Below are 19,656 nucleotides of genomic sequence, written 5' to 3' on the forward strand. Positions count from 1 at the left end.
AGATGGAAGTGCACTTTATAGCAGGTGACACTGGTCCTTTCGAGTGACATGGAAGACGGCAGACAACTTTTCTGCTTGACTAACAGCCTTACAGAGGACCCCAACTAAGCAGGACTCGCGAGATACTGCGTACTCGCTCGGGCGCGTGCCTTATATCTCCGCCGTGAACGACGGAGTTTTACGGCACAAGGGATAAAGGTAAGTTTTTGCCACCCATTGCGTCGCACTGTGCATTGATTTTCGGACTGCCAGCAATAATCTTGAGTTGGGTGATGAGTTTGTGTTTATAAACTCATAAATCCGGGTGGTTACGGCTGCAGGGGTGCCTGTGTAGAGCCTATGCCTCAACCGCCCTTCTGCAAAAACCGCAAATGCTCCACCTTGTTGCGAGGGGCACACCCTTTGGCGGAACTAGGATCAATTTCACCGCTGGCAACTTGTTGCAGAACTTTGTTGATGAAGTCCCGGTTGCGCTGGTGGTTGATGTCAACATGAAACCCAACGTCCGCATTGATGTCACGACAGGTGCCTTGATCACAAACTTGACGGGGCATGGCGTACTGTAAGGCTGAGGCTACGCCGGCTAGCTCGTGATTCACAAAGAGTGGACCGCCTGAATCACCCTCGCGCACGATGGGTGCTAGATTGCCCTCTGTATAACTCAATATCACACCGTCTTCTTTGACCTCGCGCACTTGATTAACGCCCTCACGCTTAATGCCGTGATCAACGCCCATTTGTTTATCCCAGCCGAATCCCACGTAGGTTGCTGCTGCACCGATTGTGGGCGACTGCACTGCCAGTTTGGCGATAGTGATCGCGGCGTCTTTTTCGTCCACGATGACTAGCGCATAATCGTGTCCTGATCCAGGACCTCCGGCACCGACGACCCATCCAGAGGCGACACGGTAGCATTTGGTACTGCGGTTGGCGCCGCTATCACCGGGGAGGCCAAACGAGATGCGCTGCGAGCCGGGATTCGCTTCCAACTCGGCTATGTCATCCGCATAGGGATTGGGCACTCGTTTGCGAGGGCGGTCTTCGAAATCGCTGAAATCATCGCCGAAGCCGACGAGGCCTAGGCGTGCGTCAGGCTGCTTCCACACACAATGCGCTGCGGTCAAGATCACGCGCGGAGCGATAAAGGTCCCAGTGCATTGCTCACTAAATAGCGAGCCATTTTCACTACGCAGTTCGATCACTTCGTGGAAGCGGTCGGATCCGACGACTGAGCCACCGGCGATCCGCAGCTCACTGGGCTTCGGTCTCACCGTTTGGCAGTGGGTGACTGCGAGCGCCGCCACGGCTAAGAGGCTCAGCCGCAAGGCGCTCAGATTACAATTATGCCTAAAGTATCCTGGGCATTTGTGAGTCATTTAAAGTGTCACCTAAGCTTAGAGGCCAAGGCTAGCCGCTTTGGGCAGCGGACAGCTGGTTGGCGCTGCTTTGGGGGTCGGGGTGACTTTGTCCCAATAGCTGGTGCTAAAACGCATGCCAGTCGTGTCTGATTTCACGAAGTGCATCGTGAACTTACTGTTAGCGTAAGAGCAGTTGTATAGCTTCAGGCCATTTTTTTCGTTGTTGCCGATCGTCGCACCAAGCTGCGCTGCAAGACTTGGGAACTGATTCGACGCTTCAGGCAAGCTGCAGCACCAACTGACGAGTGCGTCGCCACAGGTAGCAGCGCCGCCAGAGCCCGGTACCCAGGCCTTGCCTTCGGCGTTGCATTGCTCGAGGGTTTTACCGGTGAATAGTAGGCCTGCCGGCGGCGTCGGCGTTGTAGGAGTGCCCGCGCCGTTGCCAGCGGGCGGTGGCACGAGCGGAGGAGTGGTCCCTGTGCCTGCGCCGTTGGCCGTCGCAGGTGGAGGCGTTGTCGCTGGCGTGCAGTTCTTATCTGAAGCAGCGGTCGCCGTTGGCGTTGCCGCTGGCGCCGGTGCCGGTGCCGGTAGGGGAGGCGGGGCTGTTTCTAGTAGCTGCACAGGTCCCGGGGTCGCTGTGATGTTCGTTGTCACCGTGCCCGTTGTGGTGCCGCAAGGCTTTTTGGTTTCGGTGAGAGCCTTCTTTGCATCGGCGCCTTCTTCGATTTCTGATTCGTCGGCGCTTGCCGCCGTGGATGCCCGTTTAGTACCGGCGGCGCCGCAGCCCGCTGGTAGGGTGAACATGTACGCAAAACTGGAAAGCCAGATAACTCTAGTGGCTAGTTGCATGTGAGACCTCGTTAAACTCTAAACTTCATCCCGCTTATCGGTATTTTTTGGTTAAAACTTTAATGTTTTGTTGAGTGTTCTGGTGGGGGTTGCCTAAAATACCGAAATCATTGATTTTTAAGAGGTCATAACGTTGCGGTTTAGGCGTGCCTTTGGCGACTTGGGAAAAAATCGGTGGTTTCTCATTTTCACGGTGCACTTAGCTCTAGCTTTGTTGATGAATTGGTCCTAGTTTGGTGAAGAAATAATAAGAACACTTGGGCCGGCTAGGTCGGCTATGCAGCTAAACATCAATCAAGTAAGGAGTGCTGAGATGCTACGTCCACTGATGGTGAGCGGATTCGCCTTGGGTTTAGTTTGGCAGGGGACTGCGAGTGCAACCGCCTGTGATAGCTCTTACGAGAAGACCATTCCCTATAGCCAGCCTATTGTGGAAAAGGTCGGTAAGCTGAGCGTCAGTAATCTGATCACCCTCCGCTATGATTGCAGTAGCTTTCTGGCCGAAGCTACGGGAGGTGTCGAGGCTGGATTTTTTGGTGTCAAAGCCGATCTGATTAACGGCAAGGTTGCTGCCGACACCACCGCGGCCGGCTCCCACCTGCGTGCTAGCGCCTTGGTGCTGGGTTATGAGATTGCGCACCAGGATCTCGATGTCGGTACGGTATACCGTCACACGTTTAGGCCAGACCATGATATCGACTTGGCGCAAACGACAACCATTCAAATCGGTCCCGTCCCGGTGCCTGTGCGTTATGGGATCCAAGGTAATGCCGAACTTGCCGTTGATGCAGGGGCGCGTAATTTTGGAGTCGAGCTAGCGGCAACGCCGCGCGTCCACGCAACAGGCTACGTTCAGTCCAATGTTGATTTAGAGATTGTTTACGGTGCCGCTAAGGGTCAGCTACTTTTAGCCGATACTGCTCTGCGCAATGCGATTGGCGTACACTTCTCTCCGAATGCAGAGCAACCCAGTATCAAATTTGATGCCGTCGGCGATATCGAGCTCGAAGCTCTGCAAGGGTCAGTCACGGGTAAGCTCGCGGCGCGCCTTGGCAAAGACGAGAAGGAATACAGCAAGACCCTAGTTGATTGGCAGGGCTACAACGTCAACCGCAAAATGTATGCAGAGAGCGGCAAGATTGCCGATCTTCCAGCCGTGCCTGCAAAGAGCGACAAGAAGCTTGCACGCAAGTAAGTAGATAGAGAGCCGAGGGCTTCCGCATGAAGCAGCGTTATTTCATATTGACGGTTTGCGCGACTGCGGCGGCTCTCTCTGGTCTCTACTTCTCGGTCTCACATGAGAGCGTCAGCGATAAAGATAGTGGCGACCAAACCGCCAGCCTTGCGACTCTGACACCGGAGTCGCAACCCACCAAGCAGCGATCACACGAGCCATCCAAGCGGGCAGACCTCATCGCGCCAGGCACGGTGCTTAGCTACGACATCAGTTACGGTGGTCGCATCGGCGAAAGCCGTTACTTACTTTCTGGCAATTTTACGTTAGCAGTGCTTACGAGCGGCGATCTCCAAGGTCCTCAAGTAGGCCCTCAAGTAGGTCCTCAAGTAGGCCCTCAAGTAGGCCCTCAAGTAGGCCCTCAAGTAGGATGGGTGCGACTTACCGCTCAAAATGTACCCGACGCCATGACGGCCGTCATGCCGGAGTTACAAGCTGGCACCTACGTGCTCTTGAACACCGCGGGTTTCGGTTTCTCTGTGCCAGATGCGGCAGAGTTAAAGCGACACGGACTGGGTGCATCCAATCAAACGCATACAGCGCTGGTGTTCTGGCGGGCGCTGGGCGAGCGGCTCACCGTGGCTTTCCCCGCATCGCAGCAGAATGATTTGCAGCATCAAGAGACCAGATCTGATGTCAAAGTAACGGCACGGTACGGCTATAGTGGCAGTTGTCAGAGCCTCGGTGATGCGCCTATTGCCTTCGAAAAATCATGGCATAGTGCGACAAGGGATTCTCAGGTCGATGGGGCGAGAATCATAGATGGCCGCGCCAAAGGTGAGCTAGTCCCCCATTGCGGTGGTTTGGCGCATCTAGAGCTGCGTGAATCTGAGGCTTTTAGTCGCTCTGATCGCCGTCTCATCGGTGAGACAAATTTGACTCTGCACCTTGTCGACGCATCCAATAAAACTGTTGCCGCATTAAATAGTGAACTTATGAACCAAAGGACACCTGACCAAGGAACCAGCGATTCGATGCTGACTATGGATCATGCTATCGATACGGCCCAGGTTGGTGATCTTGACGAATCACAACTACTAGCCGTTTTGCGCCAGCAAGGGGGGCGTGATCCTCTGACACAGGATCAGTACCTGCAGCTAAAATCTTGGCTGGCGCTGCACCCTTCGTCGATAGCGCGTCTTAGGCAGTCGATGGCTGATTATCCGCTGGATGATGCGCGCGTACGCGGGTTTGTCAAAGCGCTGGGAGCCGTGGGCTCCGACTTGGCTCAAGAAACCTTGGTGACCATGGCGCGCGAGCATGCAGCGAACACCGATTTTACCTCACGCGTGCTGACGACCTTAGGATTTGTCGCGCATCCGAGTGTGGAGGCGACGCGAGCGGTGGTAGCCTTTGCCGGAGAGCATGGCGACCAACAGCTAGTGCAGCGCGCCAAACTTGCCGCTGGGATCATGGGCAGCCATCTCCGGCAATCAGACGCGGCGATGGACCAGACGCGAGCCGCCGATCTTGAGTCTACGATGGATCAATGGCTGGCGTCTGCGGCCTCTGACAACGAGCGCTATGATGCCTTGGCGGCACTGGGCAACCTTGGGCCACAACAGCTGGCACCGATCATGAAGCACCTAAGTGACAGCTCGTCGGCAGCGGTGCGAGAGGAGGCCTATTTTGCCCTACGTGCGGCGAGAGACAGCGGCGTGGTTGAGTTCCTACGCCGCTCCTACGAGGGAGCCACCGGACCTGATGCCGCCAAGGACCAAGCGGCGGTAGTCCGTGCTCTGGCTGCACGCCCACCGGATGAGGCTTGGTTCCGCGTCGTATCTGACTTGGCTGGGAAGTCACTCGCCTCGGGTGATGCGATGGCGCTCGGGGGTGCCTTGGCTCGGGCTCAGGACAGTGGCAATCAAAGCCAAGTGACAAAGCTGCTCGAGAGTCTCTCTCAGCATGCATCCGACCCAGCCACTAGGGAGCAGCTGACAGAGTTACGTCGTGGGCTTGCTCACTAGCAGAAATTTAGCTGCTGCACCGGCAAAATTTTGTTACTCCTGTATACTTACGACCCCTAGTCCAATAGGAACTCGCCATGCGTATGGTATCGGGATTTTTGAGTATTTTCTTGCTGTGGGCGTCGCTGGCCGGATCAGCCATGGCCGCAGCCGCCCCTACCATCGACGCCATTAAAAAGGCCGGTAAGTTTAGGGTGGCCATCGACGTCACCTATCCCCCGATGGAGACCACCGATGCCAAGGGTAATCCTGACGGCTTCGATATCGATTTGGCCAAAGAGTTTGCCCAGCGTTTGGGCGTGCCGGTTGAGTTCGTTGTGATGAGCTGGGACGGGATCATCGCCGGTCTCATGGCCAAGCGCTACGACATGATTTGCTCGGCGATGAACATCACGCCCGAGCGCCTGAAACAGCTCGACATCATCGAATATATGCAAGTGTCGCAGGTGTTCGTGACGCCTAACGACAAGCCTGTCGTCAAAGAGGCCGATCTTGCTGGTAAGGTGGTGGCTGTACAAGTCGACACGACGTCAGCGGCCTACGTCGAGAAGGCTAAAAAAAACGGTCTAGCGATTGCCGGTATCAAGGGCTTCAAGATGGCCACCGATGCCCTCTCAGCACTGCGGGCCAAGCAGGCTGACGTGATTGTGATCGATGAGCCAGTGGGATTATATTTCGTCAAGCAAGATCCCAAACATTTGATTGTTAGCGGCCGCGCCATAGCGCCAGAGCCGATTGGCGTGGCACTCCGCAAGGATGCCAAAGATCTCAGCGCTGAGGTGACCCAGATGATCGCCAATATGCGTCGCGACGGCACCATGAAGAAGCTGCACCTCAAATGGTTCGGCAAGGAAGTGGGCGGCTGAGCATGGACGAGTCACAGTCGTTTTGGCAGTTCTCGCTGCAGGAAGTCCTCCCTCAGCTGTTCGATGGTATGACGCTGACGGTGGAACTCACCATCGCGGCCGGTGTACTGGGTATGTTTCTAGGCCTTCTGTTGGCTTTTGCCAGGTTGTCACGGCACCGGTTTCTCAGGTGGCCGGTGATGGCTTACGTCACGCTCTTTCGGGGCACTCCGTTACTGCTGCAAATACTATTTATCTACTTTGCGCTGCCACCTCTGGCCGACATCAGACTCGACGCCATGCCGGCGGGTATCCTGGCTCTGTCACTAAATGCCGGAGCTTATCTGGCGGAGATTTTTCGTGCAGGTATAGAGTCCATCGATCGTGGCCAGATGGAGGCTGCACGGGCGCTGGGCATGAGTCACGGCCTGGCTATGACGCGTATCATCCTGCCGCAAGCGGTTAAGCGGATGATTCCACCAGTGGTCAACGAGCTAGCGGCCTTGGCTAAGGATACGTCGCTGGTATCGGTGATAGCACTGAGCGAGATGCTATACGTCACGCAGCGACTGGGTGCTAAGTACTTTAGGCCGTGGGAAGTGTACGGCTGGGCAGCCTTAGGCTATCTGCTGATCGTATGGTCGCTGGCAACCTTAGCTGGTCGGATTGAACGCCGTTTGGCAGTGAGGGGTGTATGAATCAGGTTCCCCAGGTGCCCCGGCTTTCCCAGGATCAGCGTGATCCCGGGGCTCCAAGTGATCGCATGGGCGGCGTGCTATTAAATGTTAAGGGCCTGACCAAAAAATTTGGTGACGCCACCATTCTGCGCGGCATCGACCTGACCGTGCGCGAGCGCGAGGTCGTCGCGATTATTGGTCCGAGCGGCAGCGGCAAATCGACCTTGCTCCGCTGCCTGAATGCACTCGAATACCCGACCAGCGGAAGTATAAGCTTTCGGGGTCAGCCGGCATTCGGCACGGTGGGTGAGCGCGGCTTTATGCCTTTGGCTGAGCGCGAGCTGAACGCCCAACGATCACAGATCGGAATGGTTTTTCAGCGCTTTAATTTGTTTCCGCATCTGACGGCACTGGGCAATGTGACGGCGGCACCGATGTGGGTCAAAGGACTAAGTCGTGACGCTGCGGAATCAGCAGGCAGGCAGCTCTTAAATCGAGTCGGATTAGCGGATAAGGCTGAAATGTACCCGGCCAAACTATCAGGTGGGCAACAGCAACGCGTGGCGATCGCGAGGGCATTGGCTATGGAGCCTGCGCTTATACTTTTCGACGAGGCGACGTCGGCCCTTGACCCTGAGCTAGTGGGAGAGGTTCTGGCTGTGATGAGAGATCTCGCGCAGCTCGGCATGACCATGGTGGTCGTCACGCATGAGATGGCTTTTGCGCGTCAGGTAGCCCATCGGGTGGTGTTTATGGACGGTGGACTCATTGTTGAAGAGGGTGAGCCGGAGCAGTTTTTTGCCGCACCCAAGCATCAGCGTACGAGGGAATTCCTGAGTAAAGTACCGCAATGACACTGACGTCACCAGCGCGAGATCTTGCCTATTTTCGCGAGCTAGATGCTAAGCTCGTCGCTGCTGCATCGGCGATCAAGGTCCTCAGCTGTCTGGCCTGGCCGACCACGGCCTACCAGGAATTTATTACGGCCTGGGGGCAGGGACATCCACGGCTGCCAAATGTCGACTACCCGCGCCTAAACTTAGCGGAGCGCTGTTTTGCCCTCGAGGACGTTGTCAAGGCAGCAGGGACCGGACACCCTATTGGCGACTATATTGCGGCGACGGCACAAAGTTACATCGCTGCCGCCCGGATGCTCGAGCACGTCGGTACCCCCGATTTTAGTCTCCTATCCCAGTCACTTTACGGGACGCCGCACGAGTTCAATGGTCCGACGTCTAACCTCAGCCTTGCCGATGAGTTTCTACAACTCAGTGCCCAGGCTGCCGATAGCGATACCTCGAGCTCAGAGCCTACACTGTCGCCGGAGCAAGTGGCTGCAGAGCTGGGACAAGTTGCCGCGGAGTTTTTTCGTCCTCACAAAGTTTCTGTCGTAGTTGATCAGACCATTACAGCCAAAGCAGCCGCAGGTGCCGAACGAATTCGCATTCGCGGGATGACCACATTCACTCGTGCGGAAGTCGATCAGCTGCGTGAGCACGAACTCTATGTGCACTCGGCAACCCGTCTTAATGGTCGTGAGCAGCCATATCTTAAGAGTTTAGCCCTCGGTGCTCCACGCACAGTCACGACACAAGAGGGGCTTGCTACCTATGCCGAGCTAATCACGGCCACGATGGACATGGGGCGCCTGCGTCGCATCGCCATGCGCATTAAGGCAATCGCCATGGCCCTAGATGGTGGCGATTTTATCGATGTGTTTCGCTTTTTTCTCGAGTCTGGGCAGTCCGAACGCGAGAGCTTCCAGTCGACGGCACGGGTCTTTCGAGGTGGTGATGTACGGGGGCGCCACGTCTTTACCAAGGATGTTGTTTATTTGAAGGGACTTATTGAGGTCCATAACTTTCTAGTTTCATCGTTCCGTCAACGTCAGTTTACCGACCTGGAAGATCTATTTCTTGGGCGGATGGCGCTCGCAGATCTGAAAGCGCTGAAAGAATTCATCGTCTCTGGTCTCATCGCTCCGCCCCGCTTCGTGCCACCATGGGCGCGGGCTCTGATCCAAAGGTCCGATGCTCACTTGGAGCCAGATTTGAGGCTGCTATTGAGCCCCAAAGTCATGCTGGGCTTGCCAAACTAATTTTGCGACCCATATTTGTTGGGAGTGTCTCTGAATGGGCGGGGCCACGCAGGGGTCATGAGTTATGAGTAAGTCTTATACGATTTGTGGATATTGCAACAAAATTAATCGCTTCGATACTGAGCGTGCTAGTACGGCAGTATGTGCGCATTGTAAAAAACCTTTGGCAATACAAGGACCAACTGTCGATGTAGATGACGGCAAGTTGGGTGAGTTCATTGCGAGGAGTCCGGTGCCAGTGATCGTCGATTTTTGGGCGCCTTGGTGTGGACCTTGCCTTGCGTTTGCGCCCACTTTTGCCCAAGTGGCTACCACCAACGCCGGACATGCGGTTTTTTTAAAACTAAATACTGAGAATCATCCAGCTCCTTCAGCGCGACTTGGTGTACGCGGAATCCCGACGGTGATGATATTTAGCAACGGCCAAGAAGTTGCGCGAAGGTCGGGGGCTATGGATGCGCGGAGTTTTGCCGGATGGATAGGTGGGTTTACGAAAAAAGTTTAGTCTGTTTATATATGTATTGGGAGTAAATAACCTTATGCAAAAGACTAAGACTTCAGCTCGTATCGTTATCCTCGGTTTTTCCAATAATCCTGAACGCTACAGTTTTAAGGCAGGACAGCGACTATTAGCCGCGGGGTTTAGTGATATTCTAGGCGTCAATCCTGCTAAACCTGGGGTCGCGGGTATCAAGACAGTAGCTGCTTTAGCTGACATACCAGTTCCGATCGATACCATTACGGTTTATGTCGGTCCTAAAATCATGGATGGCATGATCGACCAGGTTTTAGCCGCTAAGCCAAAACGGATTATTTTGAATCCTGGTGCTGAAAATCCCTCATTGGCAGCAAAAGCAAAGGCTGCGGGTATCCAAGTTGAGGAAGCTTGCACCTTGGTACTACTAGCTAGTGAGCAATTTTGATTGGCCACCACGGAGAAGTCTTACTACCGCTGTACTCATTAATTAGTCCGTCCCGGTATCTTTGCTCGCAGTTACGCGTGTGGCGCACCTTGGCACCGTCATGACATAGTTGGACAGTCACTAACCGAACTTAAACAGCGCTGATAATTTTTATTTTTTATTACACGCCGGAAAAAATGGTCGCATAGTACTCATGCACCGGCTGACTCAGTTTTTGCAAAGAATACGCGTAGCGTCTCAGCTTTGACACAGGCCTTTTAGCACTAATTTCTGCTCATAAGACAGAAACTTGTACGCTGTTAGGTGCTCTGTTGTGACCTGGGCGATCCGGCCTTTGCATTGGTTCTCTAATTGTCGGTAGGCATCTTCGACGTAATTAGACTGCATGGCAAAGCTCAGGATCACAAAATCAGAGCTGGTCGCTTCAACCCATTTGCCTTTGCCGTAACTGGCGTTTGGATCCATGGATCCTATGTATTGCTGGTGGATGGAATAGGAGCACGCGCTGGCCATACTTAAAATTGAGACGAGCAGAAGTTTCACGATAGACTGGGTCCTCTTAATCATGCTCCTAGCCCTTTCTCTTAGCTTTAGCCCGTGTCATGGCAATCTTGGGGAGGCAGTAACCAGTGAAATTAACTTTCTGCATGTACACCAAGCCGATAAAGTAGTTGGTGTCCTCGTGCTTGCTGAGGAGGCCTTCAATATGACCGTTTGGGCATGCCTGTAGGAGGTCGGCACGGGCCTCTTCGATATAATCCGTATTAAATGGAATCAAGAAGACCACAGGCGATGTGGCGCTTGCCTTAACAACTTGCTTGCGCTGGCTCGTTTCGGGAATTTGACTGATGCTTACTGACTTAACCGTCACACAGCTAGAGAGGGTCGTCGCAGCGAGGGTCGCTAACGTTAGTCGTAGCAATGTCTTCATATTTTTGCCTCCGTCTCAAGCTCGGCCGCCTTTAAGTTGGTATCAGCGTCATCGGCAGCCAAGTTTTCTTTGATGCAGTAACCCTGAGCAATAGTCTTGCGCACTATGACGATGAGGTAGCTGGTGCTCAAATCCTTGGTCAGAATGCCGCGGATTGCGCCATTGGGACACTTGTCTCTCAGCTTTTCCACGAGCTTTGGGACGTCGTCGTTGTCAAAAGCGATCCCAAGGAACATCATCCGCTCTACACTGGCCTCGACGACCTTGCCGCGTTCGCTTGGAACATTAGTTTGAGATATGGCACGCGTGTAAGTACATCCCGAGGTTATGAGCATTGCGCCGATCACAGTACTGATGACGCCCATTTTTATTTTTGACATCACGGGAACTCCAATTATTTGATGCAGACCGCGTCGACGCGAACTATTTCGCCCTTGACCACAGGATAGGCTCTGGTCTCACGGATAGAAATCATATCTGTAATCCGACCGCCGGGACACTTTTCGGCCAACTCATTGGGTACCGACCGTGCGTACAGCTCATTAAATACCGGTGTGCCCGTACGGGGACCGTATTGGAAATATGACTCGTAAGTCGAGGCGGCATTGCCTAATACGTTGGCGCCGGATTTACTACCACCGAGATTGCGCGCAATTCTTGCAGCCTCGCCAAAATCCACCGTAGTCTCACTAACCTTAATACTGATGGGGGTACCGTTCTTGCTTGAGCGGCCATCAATATCACCCAGTTGCGCCTTATGTAACACAGCACAACCGTGCAGGACGAAGCTCAGCGGGATAACAAGCCCTAATATCGTTGCCTGTTTAATTATCTGCAACATATCCTGCCTCCAAAGAGAGAACCTAGAGGAACTTAGTTAGCTGGTGTGGGGCTGACTTTTGTTAGTTTATAGTCGAAACCTTTTTGGTCCAATAGTTCTTTTTCACTGAGGTTATATTTCGGGAAAAAATGCACTGGCTCAATGTGACCCTTTCTACCCGATACCAGTCGTTCGACGCGCTGGATGAATTTCACAAATCGATCTGGATTGATGGGTTTTTGCAGGTACACATAAACATCTTCGGGTTTTCCGCCTTCAAAAATGATTTTGAGCGATTCAATAGGTCCAATAAAGTCCAAAAGCAGCTCGCTAGGAGACCCAGTTGGGAAACTACCCTCCGGCGCAATTGCATGGATCAGGTCCTTGGCCTGTCCTACCTCTTTAAGTTTGCCGGCGGCTATGTCGAGTTCAAGCGATTGCCTATAAGCACTCGTCCACGTGCTGATGGCGTCGGTAGCGCGGCATGATGTGGTCAGTACGAATAGCGAGTCTGGATTCACGGTCCGGCGGGCTGCCAGTAGTTGAGCAAGGTCGGCGCGATTGAGTCGCTTGGTTTGACCAGAATTTTTTTCGGGGAAAAATCCTGTCACTTTGGCCCTCAAGGTGACGCCACTTTTATGCTTAAATTTCTTGGTAAAGGTCATCACTGTTGATTTATCGGTCCCTAGCTCAAAGGTGTTCAAGTCAAGCAAATGCGCTGCGGGAATATAAATATCCGACTCATTGAAAGCTGCCTTGAATGCATCAAGAGTGGGGACGCCTCGTTTGATATCTGTAGCTGGGTTCATAAAGAAGCCCTTGGTCGCTAGGTAGGTGACGATACCACTTAATAGTTTAGCATCGGTCTCGTTGCTAAAGGCGTAGGTCAAAAGGACATTAATTTCGCCGTTATTGCTGTAGTTGCGGATATCATATTCCGGCGGCAATGACAGAGCCTCTGCCTTCAGCTTTTCAATGGCAAATGTATAGGTGTCGTCGTCGCAGGTTATTTTGAGAGGTTGTTGTGGATAGAGATTGAGCAATGATAGCTCACCAAATGAGATATAGGCGGTAGAGGGGTAAACCGAGGTGGTTCCTTCGTTCCCTTCAACACGGAGATTAGTGCATGCTGTAAGGAGCTGCCGCTGAGATTCTCTGCCTGGGACGCTAGTGACGTAGATATCCTGATAATCAGAGGCTCTGTCGTCTAGTTGCGGCGTCATTTTGAGGTCTTTATAAAGTTTTCTGTGCACAGCCTTGGTCACAGCAATACGGTTGCCCTCGGAACCAAGAATTCGGTGAAACACATTGGCAGTGAGCTGTCCCTGGACCAGATCAAACAGCTCGGCACGTGTCGCAGGATCAGCGGTATGCCGGTTGACGCGCAGTGGAGTGATGAGATTATTTCTCTCAAGCAAATTGATGGTGCTAAGGGTATCTGTGCTGAGTTTTGAGGCAAGGATCAGCACATCTAATTTGGTCTTTGGGTCTGCGTAGTCAAAGCGTTCAGTTGATCCATTCCAGCTGACTCCGTTGAGTACCCCACCAAGGCGTCGTGCTGCATTTAATAGGTCATCTTCTGTAAAATAAACATCGTAGTTAAAGGGATTTGCTAGAATAGCGCTCAGGTAGATCTTGTCACCCGGGCTGGATCCATACTCCAATGAGTGGAGTAGCAGAGTGTCCCGCACCTGAATAGGATAGCTTTGCCATACCTCCTTAAAGGCGGCACCTCGATCTGTGTCATCGGGATAAAAAAGGCTAGTCTCTGCTAACGCATTCATCTGATCCTGGTAGGTGCGGAATGACCCAGAGATATCGTCTTCTGACCGAGGCGGATAGTTCTTGATGGTTAGAGCGAGTCGCTCTTCTTCTTTAACTATAAGATCAATGGCCTTGCGCAGTTTATCTTTTTCGATTGCGAGGTTAAATTCTCCGCCGTCTTTGAATGATGAGTCTTTTCCGGTTGAGCGACATCCCAAGGCGAGTATCACAGCAATGGAGGCGACTAGCATGATACCTTGGTGTTTCATCTACTTTCTCCCGCTTAGGCTAAATAGGCCTTATTGTAATGACGAGATAAATCTCCAAACAAAGGGCAGTGAATATTCAGGCCAGTGGTGTCCGCCACCCCATGGACAGAACCAGACTGGTAGATCAGCCGGGCACCCCGTTAAAAGCCGACAGCTTTCATTATTTATCTCAGATGTATTTACTGGCGTCTTACAGCCATTAGCTGAGGCATAAGAGCTGACGAGTCCCGGCGCTTGATAGAAGCCAACGGTTCCGTCTGACTGTCCGTGGATGACCATAGCTGGCTTTTTCGAGCCTGTGCCGCCGCCAGAGACCGAGATCACTCCACGGATAGCGCTTGATCGAGCAGAAGCGAGAGCATTGACAAAGTAGCTACCGTTGCTGAAGCCATGGACGAAGACACGGTTTTTGTTGAGGCAGTACTCATCTCCTACGGTTTTGACGATAGCATCGAAAAAGGCGAAATCGGGGCTCCCAGGGTACGGGCTCCAGCTACCTCCGGCGGCATTAGGGTAGATAAAGATGGCATCGTTCTTACCGAGATCTTCGATGATAGGCCATTTATGGTGGTTGCGAGGCGAGTTGCCGTCTAGGCCCAATCCGTGAAATCCAATAACAAGAGCGTAGGCGTGAGAACTCTTATAGGTCGGACTGACGACGCGGATCATGGTTCGATTGGCGCCGTTCACATTGACGTTTACGGTTTTCATGCCAGTTTCAGGACTAGTCGCCGAGCAGCCTGGACTGCTCTGTTGGGCGACCGGGGGCAGCTGCTGCGACTGAGCACTGGGTAGTGGCCTTGAATCACCGACTACCGGTGTGATGGTAACGTTACTCGATGGTGTGACATCCACGGTACCAGACGGTTGTGGGGCGTCGATGCGGCATATCGGTAGTGAGGTTGTGAATTGCGGCGTGTATATTTCGTACAGCTTGTCTTTATCTTTGGTGCACACTGAGTAGAGTTGCTTCCCGTCAGCAGCAGCGTAGTCCATCGCTATGGCATAGGTTCCTTGTGGTATCGTCAGTGATACGTTGGTGGCTGTACCACTCGTAAAGTCCTGCAGCATAAATGTTTGAATAGCTGTCGGCGCTGTCGCGCCTGATTTTTTGAGCGAAACCTCTAAGCGGTCCCAGGCTGGGTCGCCGCTTTGCGGTTTAAACTCGCCAATCATAAATGTGGATAAGCGTGATTGGCGCGCGCCAATGTTTGCCTGTTTTGCCAAGCATGAAGTAATCGCACACGAACTAAATACGGCGATCCATCCATGAAGACGAAGTCTTTGAATCATCGGCTCTCTCTTACCGGCAGATTTAAGCTAAATGTAATTAATTGTATAGAATCGCATTTTAGCTAACTATACTGGATTAATCAGCTTTAGTGAAGGCGTCGGAGCAAAGCATCCAGGTGACTTCGTGCTTGTTGTGATGGAGATGAAGAACAGTACTGCCAGGTATCTTGCGCATATCTTTGATGACGCCGTAGTGCGAGTCACCCTGGAACTTGAGTGTGCAAACAAAGTTTTTGCATTTGCCTGAGTCGAGCCACAGATGGACAAAATCGCGAAGCTTCTCTGGGTAGCAGATAACATCTGAACAGAGCCAGTCCACCTGCCCGACCTTGTCTGGTGTGGCGGCAAAGGCGTCACCTTTAACCGCGCTGACACCTTTCATTGCGGCGACATTGGGCGCCAGCTCTGCCCGATCATAAGCGACGACAGATGCTCCGAGCTTAGCAAGAACCCAGGTCCAGCCACCTGGCGAGGCTCCGAGATCCAGGCAGCGCTCGCCGGGAGTAGGCCAGCGTTTGAGTAGGGTGAGAGCTTCCCAAAGTTTGAGGTAAGCCCGACTAGGCGGGCCGTTCGTGTCCTCAGCAAAGGTCGGTACACCGTTGGGGAATGGTGAGCGGCAGACGGGCGAAGCAAGTAAGGTCGTGGGCCCAAGTAGAGTGAATGATCCGAGCGGTGCTACGGGCGGGAGCTCAGGAAATCGCAACGGCTTGGCCCCGACATGGGGGAGCTTTTCCTGGATGAGGGCGTGCCGCCTATGTAGTTGCCAGGCGTAGGGCCACCAATTCCGCTGGATAGACTTTAGCGCTTTGGCGGCGTCGCCGATGGAGGCCACCTGGATGATTTGGGGATCGTACCAAATATTCTCGGCCCAGCTGCTCTCTTGCGGTGGGCCATCGGTAAGCACCAAATGGTCGTGAACTTCTCTGACACCACGAAGTTCGCCAACGAGCTGAGCAACAAAGCCCGGCGCCGCCAGGTAGCCCGTAGTGTGAGGTGGGTTGGTCACAGCTTAGCTGTGCCTCCAGCCTCGCGATGACCGCGCCAAAATTCAGCGAGAAAGATGCCGGTCGCTGCTGCGACATTGAGACTTTCGACATGACCTGTTCCAGGGATGGCACGCACTTCGTCGCAGAAGGCCAGGAGTCGTCCCGAGGCACCCTCGACTTCGCCGCCGATCACTAGAATGCAGCGATCTGGTAGGGGGGAAGTGTAGATCGAGTCCTTGACGTGACTCGAGGTGCCAATGAGTTTGAAGCCGAGAGCTTTGAGCTCAGTGATGACGGCTTTAGGTTTTTTTAAAATCCCAAGCTGGACATGCTCCATCCCGCCTTCGGCAATGCGTGCGGCGGCTGGAGTCAGCCGCGGTAGCTCACCGTCGGCCCCGAGGATCATAGGGACATCGAAATGTGCCGCTAGACGCACTATGGCACCGACGTTGTGAGGATTCTGAACGCCGTCGAGATACAGAACGACGGTCGGACCGCGACGCGCGCCAAGGATGTCGAGGCATTCGTTGTCGCTGATTGGCTGCTGGGCCTGCGCTAAGATGAGGACGCCCTCGTGATGCACCGACTGGGCAACCTTTGCGAGCGCATCGTCATCGACGACGTGGTAAGCCTTCTTGTGTTTAGCGCACCACTTTAGTAGTGGGCTAAACGGAGCCATCATATCCTTGGTCACATAGACGCGGATGATCGATGCCGCACGCGCCTGCCAAAGGGCAGTGCAGGCATTGACGCCATAGACGCGCATCTCGTTTGGGTTACTACTAGCGCCTCGGGCGCGGATGGGGCTCTCATTCATGGCTTAACCTCTGTCACGGCGGCCGGTCATATGCCATGATTTCAATATAATTTCCTTATAAATCAATATTCTCTTGAAATCACCGCTGGTTGGGTGAGTACATTGGTTGCATGATAAGGCGGCTTGGCTCCAAGGTCCCAGGAATACCAGAATTTTGCTTGGCTTTTTTATCCTCACTCCACTAGTGTGGGGGCTTTACTCAGCCCCCAGGGGCGACTTGGCCTAAAAACTGCGAAGGATGATCCATGATTAAGCAAGGCACCGTGGTCAGCATGACCTACCGACTCACCAACGCTGAGGGGGAGGAAATAGATCGCGCTGACAAGGACGAGCCGTTTACCTACTTACACGGTGCAGGTCAGATCGTGCCTGGCCTCGAGAAGGCGCTTAGCGGGGCCCTGGTTGGTTCGCGTAAACAGGTCGTTGTTAGTCCCGAAGAAGGCTACGGCGAAGTCGTGGATGCTCTCCGTACTGAGGCCAAGCGCAACCAGTTTCCGCCCGATGCTGAGCTCGAGGTTGGTATGCGTTTCGCAGCTGATGACGGGCAAGGTAATCCAATCATCTTCACTGTTATCGGCCTGGAAGGCGACCTCGTTGTCCTAGATGGTAACCACCCACTCGCTGGTGAGACGCTGCACTTTGATGTGGAGATCGTTGGTATTCGCGAGGCGACCAAAGAAGAGCTCGAGCACGGCCACGCTCACGGCCCCGATGGTCATCACCATCACTGAGCCTCCTGAGTAAGCTGCTTACGCAAGCGTCAGTGCCCAGAAGATCCTGGGGCTGACGCTTTTTGTTGGCGTTGTTTGGCGTTGGCGACGACGCGAGCTGCAAACCTTTCTAAATTCACAGCAAAGAATCGCTCTCTTGCCTTTTCCACCACGGCATCCTCCTCGCCACTTTTTGCAAGTGCTGCTGCCGCTTCCGTCCGCGCTTTTGACAGGCATTCAGCCTGAAGCTCGGATTTACACACTGTTTGACTTGGCACGCTGCAGAATTTGCTTCCTGCTGTGTCAGTCATACATAATCTTATGCGTAAATCCGCTGCAAAGCCGAAATCAACCTTGCCTGGTAGCGTTTCGTAGTCATAGCTAAGCAGTCTGGTCTTGGCATAGTGGGCGAACATGGAGCCATTTAGTTTCAGAATGTAACGCTCACAGTCTCTGCTTAAGTTAGCTACAGCCTCCCAGAGCTTGTGCCGCACAGCAGAGTCGACATTGGGGGTGATTTCTGCCTGACTAGCGCGCTCAGTCAATATGGCGAGACTGAGTGAACTCACCAGTAAATAAGAAGAGTAGGTAGCCAGCGCATTGGTATGATTAGGGTCGTCAGTACGGGTGGCTTGTGCCTCAAGCGCATTGCGCAGGTCATTAGCCTTGTCAATCATGATGGCCATGAGTTGGTGACTATCTGGACTGCCGGCTACGTAGTCCCGACTCATCGTGTCTTGCAACGAGTTCAGTTTGATCTTTAACTCGTCACGAAATTTGGAGTCGCTTTCAACCCGTAGTTTTTTTGCCGTGTCCGCAACGTCGTGTGCATTTATCTCACCAAGCTGCTGTTCCGCATGATTCAACTGAGACGAAATAGTTTTCCATTGGAGCTCAAGGCCGATTTGCATGAGTTCGCCGAGTAGAGTTTCAGCGATGGCAAGAGTTATTGGAAGCCCGACCATGGACCTAGGCTCAGAGGTGGAGGGATTCGTGCCACGGCAAGCTGTTAGCAAGGTGCATAGACCAAGCATCGCGGTTCTTACGTCTTGTCGAGAAAACATCACAACGCTCCACTCAAAATTCAATTGCGATCAAAAAATATGCTCTGACAGAAGCTCGTAACAGCAAGACTCTCGCCGTGTATAGGACAGCCGCTACGGTTTATTGGGTTCTCGCGTAAATCTAAATAGTTAGTGTGATTCAATGCGGCAAGGTCGGCGAGAGGGCGGATGTCAAATACGGCATTTTTGGCGATATGTAGTTGTTGGAGACCGACAATGGATGCGATGGGCGTTATGTCCTCGATGCCGTTTCCCTCAGCGTAGAGAACTTTTAGGGACCTAGCATGGTGCAGTGGTTGTGCGGACCTGATTCTGTTCCGACTGACATCGAAGGACTGTAGGGACACCATGGAAATCAAGGCTGAAATATCGCCAATATAATTTGACGATACGTTGAGGTCGAGCATTTCGGTCCATTTGTTGGGCGAGGGGAGCGCAGTCAATTTGTTGCTCGCTACGTAGAGCCTCTTGAGTGAACTTAGACCCGCGATTGGCCTCAGATCTGTTATGAGATTCTGACTTAAATCAAGGGATGCCAGAGATGTCGCAAATTGCAGTGGTGTGATGTCGGCGATATTGCGGTTCGCGAGATCGAGGTGTCGCGTCGTCATTAAGGATTGCAACATCGGCTCACATTCGTCTTTAGATAAAGATTTGTTTAGTACGCGGATGGTGTGAGCCAAATCAGAATTAGGATTTAGCTGAAAATCGCGGCAAAAATCGGTCGGTAGCATGTTGCTCGACTGCGGGTTTACGACCTCGCCCACCGGGTGTGCTGCTTTGATGTGACACGATGCCAGCATAACACCAAGAACGAAGGATACGACTGACCTTAAGTTCGCCTTCAAAGTTGCACGCTCCGCCAGCTGGTTTGTAAAGCGGTTGCCCTAGTTGACTTCCGCCTTACTTGGCCACATTGGTCCCCAACGGTCATCGGTGGAATCCGTCATTAGGCTTAAGTCCGAGCGGCAAAGAATTGCGATTGTTAGTATAAATTATCGGCCTAAGGTGGCGAAATTTAATTAAGAAAATATTGGTTCGTTAAGTTTTT

21 protein-coding genes are annotated in these 19,656 nt (G+C 53.1%); 9 read left to right on the forward strand and 12 right to left on the reverse strand.

The genetic code is table 11. The features are described 5' to 3' along the window. Positions 1-344: 344 nt before the first annotated feature. On the reverse strand, positions 345-1,376 hold the full coding sequence (locus tag FJ146_06990; protein ID MBM4251699.1) for a trypsin-like serine protease: 1,032 nt from the start codon (positions 1,374-1,376) through the stop codon (positions 345-347). 18 nt (positions 1,377-1,394) lie between these two features. Further along, positions 1,395-2,207 carry a hypothetical protein gene (locus FJ146_06995; protein ID MBM4251700.1) on the reverse strand — a complete coding sequence of 271 codons (813 nt, stop codon included), beginning with the start codon at positions 2,205-2,207 and terminating at the stop codon, positions 1,395-1,397. Between the two features lie 313 nt (positions 2,208-2,520). Between FJ146_06995 and FJ146_07000 the strand changes: the two genes are divergently transcribed. From FJ146_07000 to FJ146_07035, 8 genes are all read left to right on the forward strand, one after another. Further along, the gene (locus FJ146_07000) at positions 2,521-3,402 is read left to right on the forward strand and encodes a type II and III secretion system protein (GenBank protein ID MBM4251701.1); all 882 of its coding nucleotides are present in this window, start codon (positions 2,521-2,523) and stop codon (positions 3,400-3,402) included. A gap of 26 nt (positions 3,403-3,428) precedes the next feature. Next, positions 3,429-5,408: a HEAT repeat domain-containing protein gene (locus tag FJ146_07005; protein MBM4251702.1), complete on the forward strand. Its 1,980-nt coding sequence runs from the start codon at positions 3,429-3,431 to the stop codon at positions 5,406-5,408. Positions 5,409-5,485: 77 nt separating this feature from the next. Continuing rightward, entirely contained in the window at positions 5,486-6,274 is a 789-nt protein-coding gene (locus tag FJ146_07010; GenBank protein MBM4251703.1) for an amino acid ABC transporter substrate-binding protein, read from the forward strand. Between the two features lie 68 nt (positions 6,275-6,342). Beyond that, a complete protein-coding gene (locus FJ146_07015; protein MBM4251704.1) occupies positions 6,343-6,951 on the forward strand; it encodes an amino acid ABC transporter permease in 609 nt (202 codons plus the stop codon). Between the two features lie 65 nt (positions 6,952-7,016). Then, positions 7,017-7,784 carry an amino acid ABC transporter ATP-binding protein gene (locus FJ146_07020; protein ID MBM4251705.1) on the forward strand — a complete coding sequence of 256 codons (768 nt, stop codon included), beginning with the start codon at positions 7,017-7,019 and terminating at the stop codon, positions 7,782-7,784. Then, positions 7,781-9,028, forward strand: coding sequence for a DUF1704 domain-containing protein (locus FJ146_07025; protein MBM4251706.1), 1,248 nt, complete (start codon positions 7,781-7,783; stop codon positions 9,026-9,028). Before FJ146_07020 ends, FJ146_07025 begins: the two co-directional genes overlap by 4 nt. 64 nt (positions 9,029-9,092) lie before the next feature. Further along, positions 9,093-9,533: a thioredoxin TrxC gene (trxC, locus tag FJ146_07030; GenBank protein ID MBM4251707.1), complete on the forward strand. Its 441-nt coding sequence runs from the start codon at positions 9,093-9,095 to the stop codon at positions 9,531-9,533. Between the two features lie 34 nt (positions 9,534-9,567). Beyond that, a complete protein-coding gene (locus FJ146_07035; protein MBM4251708.1) occupies positions 9,568-9,951 on the forward strand; it encodes a CoA-binding protein in 384 nt (127 codons plus the stop codon). A 237-nt stretch (positions 9,952-10,188) separates the two neighbouring features. Here the strand turns inward: FJ146_07035 and FJ146_07040 are convergent, their stop codons facing one another. From FJ146_07040 to FJ146_07075, 8 genes are all read right to left on the reverse strand, one after another. Continuing rightward, the gene (locus FJ146_07040; protein MBM4251709.1) at positions 10,189-10,518 is read right to left on the reverse strand and encodes a hypothetical protein; all 330 of its coding nucleotides are present in this window, start codon (positions 10,516-10,518) and stop codon (positions 10,189-10,191) included. A 4-nt stretch (positions 10,519-10,522) separates the two neighbouring features. Beyond that, complete coding sequence (locus FJ146_07045; GenBank protein MBM4251710.1) at positions 10,523-10,882, reverse strand: hypothetical protein; 360 nt, start codon at positions 10,880-10,882, stop codon at positions 10,523-10,525. Beyond that, positions 10,879-11,262 (reverse strand): hypothetical protein, encoded by a 384-nt coding sequence (locus FJ146_07050; GenBank protein ID MBM4251711.1) that lies wholly within the window; start codon positions 11,260-11,262, stop codon positions 10,879-10,881. Before FJ146_07050 ends, FJ146_07045 begins: the two co-directional genes overlap by 4 nt. Positions 11,263-11,276: 14 nt before the next feature. Further along, the gene (locus FJ146_07055) at positions 11,277-11,723 is read right to left on the reverse strand and encodes a hypothetical protein (protein ID MBM4251712.1); all 447 of its coding nucleotides are present in this window, start codon (positions 11,721-11,723) and stop codon (positions 11,277-11,279) included. A 32-nt stretch (positions 11,724-11,755) separates the two neighbouring features. After that, on the reverse strand, positions 11,756-13,735 hold the full coding sequence (locus FJ146_07060) for a hypothetical protein (GenBank protein ID MBM4251713.1): 1,980 nt from the start codon (positions 13,733-13,735) through the stop codon (positions 11,756-11,758). 30 nt (positions 13,736-13,765) lie between these two features. Then, complete coding sequence (locus FJ146_07065; GenBank protein MBM4251714.1) at positions 13,766-15,028, reverse strand: hypothetical protein; 1,263 nt, start codon at positions 15,026-15,028, stop codon at positions 13,766-13,768. A 76-nt stretch (positions 15,029-15,104) separates the two neighbouring features. Beyond that, on the reverse strand, positions 15,105-16,034 hold the full coding sequence (locus tag FJ146_07070) for a hypothetical protein (protein ID MBM4251715.1): 930 nt from the start codon (positions 16,032-16,034) through the stop codon (positions 15,105-15,107). Continuing rightward, entirely contained in the window at positions 16,031-16,831 is an 801-nt protein-coding gene (locus FJ146_07075) for an rRNA methyltransferase (protein ID MBM4251716.1), read from the reverse strand. The genes FJ146_07070 and FJ146_07075 overlap by 4 nt, the downstream gene beginning before the upstream one ends. A 245-nt stretch (positions 16,832-17,076) precedes the next feature. Between FJ146_07075 and FJ146_07080 the strand changes: the two genes are divergently transcribed. Beyond that, positions 17,077-17,562, forward strand: a complete 486-nt coding sequence (locus FJ146_07080) for a peptidylprolyl isomerase (GenBank protein MBM4251717.1) — start codon at positions 17,077-17,079, stop codon at positions 17,560-17,562. A 29-nt stretch (positions 17,563-17,591) separates the two neighbouring features. Here FJ146_07080 and FJ146_07085 read toward each other — a convergent pair whose 3' ends face one another. Both FJ146_07085 and FJ146_07090 read right to left on the reverse strand, forming a co-directional pair. After that, complete coding sequence (locus tag FJ146_07085; GenBank protein ID MBM4251718.1) at positions 17,592-18,605, reverse strand: hypothetical protein; 1,014 nt, start codon at positions 18,603-18,605, stop codon at positions 17,592-17,594. A 20-nt stretch (positions 18,606-18,625) separates the two neighbouring features. Then, a complete protein-coding gene (locus FJ146_07090; protein ID MBM4251719.1) occupies positions 18,626-19,453 on the reverse strand; it encodes a leucine-rich repeat domain-containing protein in 828 nt (275 codons plus the stop codon). Between the last annotated feature and the right edge of the window lie 203 nt (positions 19,454-19,656).

The organism is Deltaproteobacteria bacterium, from assembly GCA_016874735.1.
In the GTDB taxonomy this organism is placed as follows: Bacteria; Bdellovibrionota_B; Oligoflexia; order Oligoflexales; family CAIYRB01; genus CAIYRB01.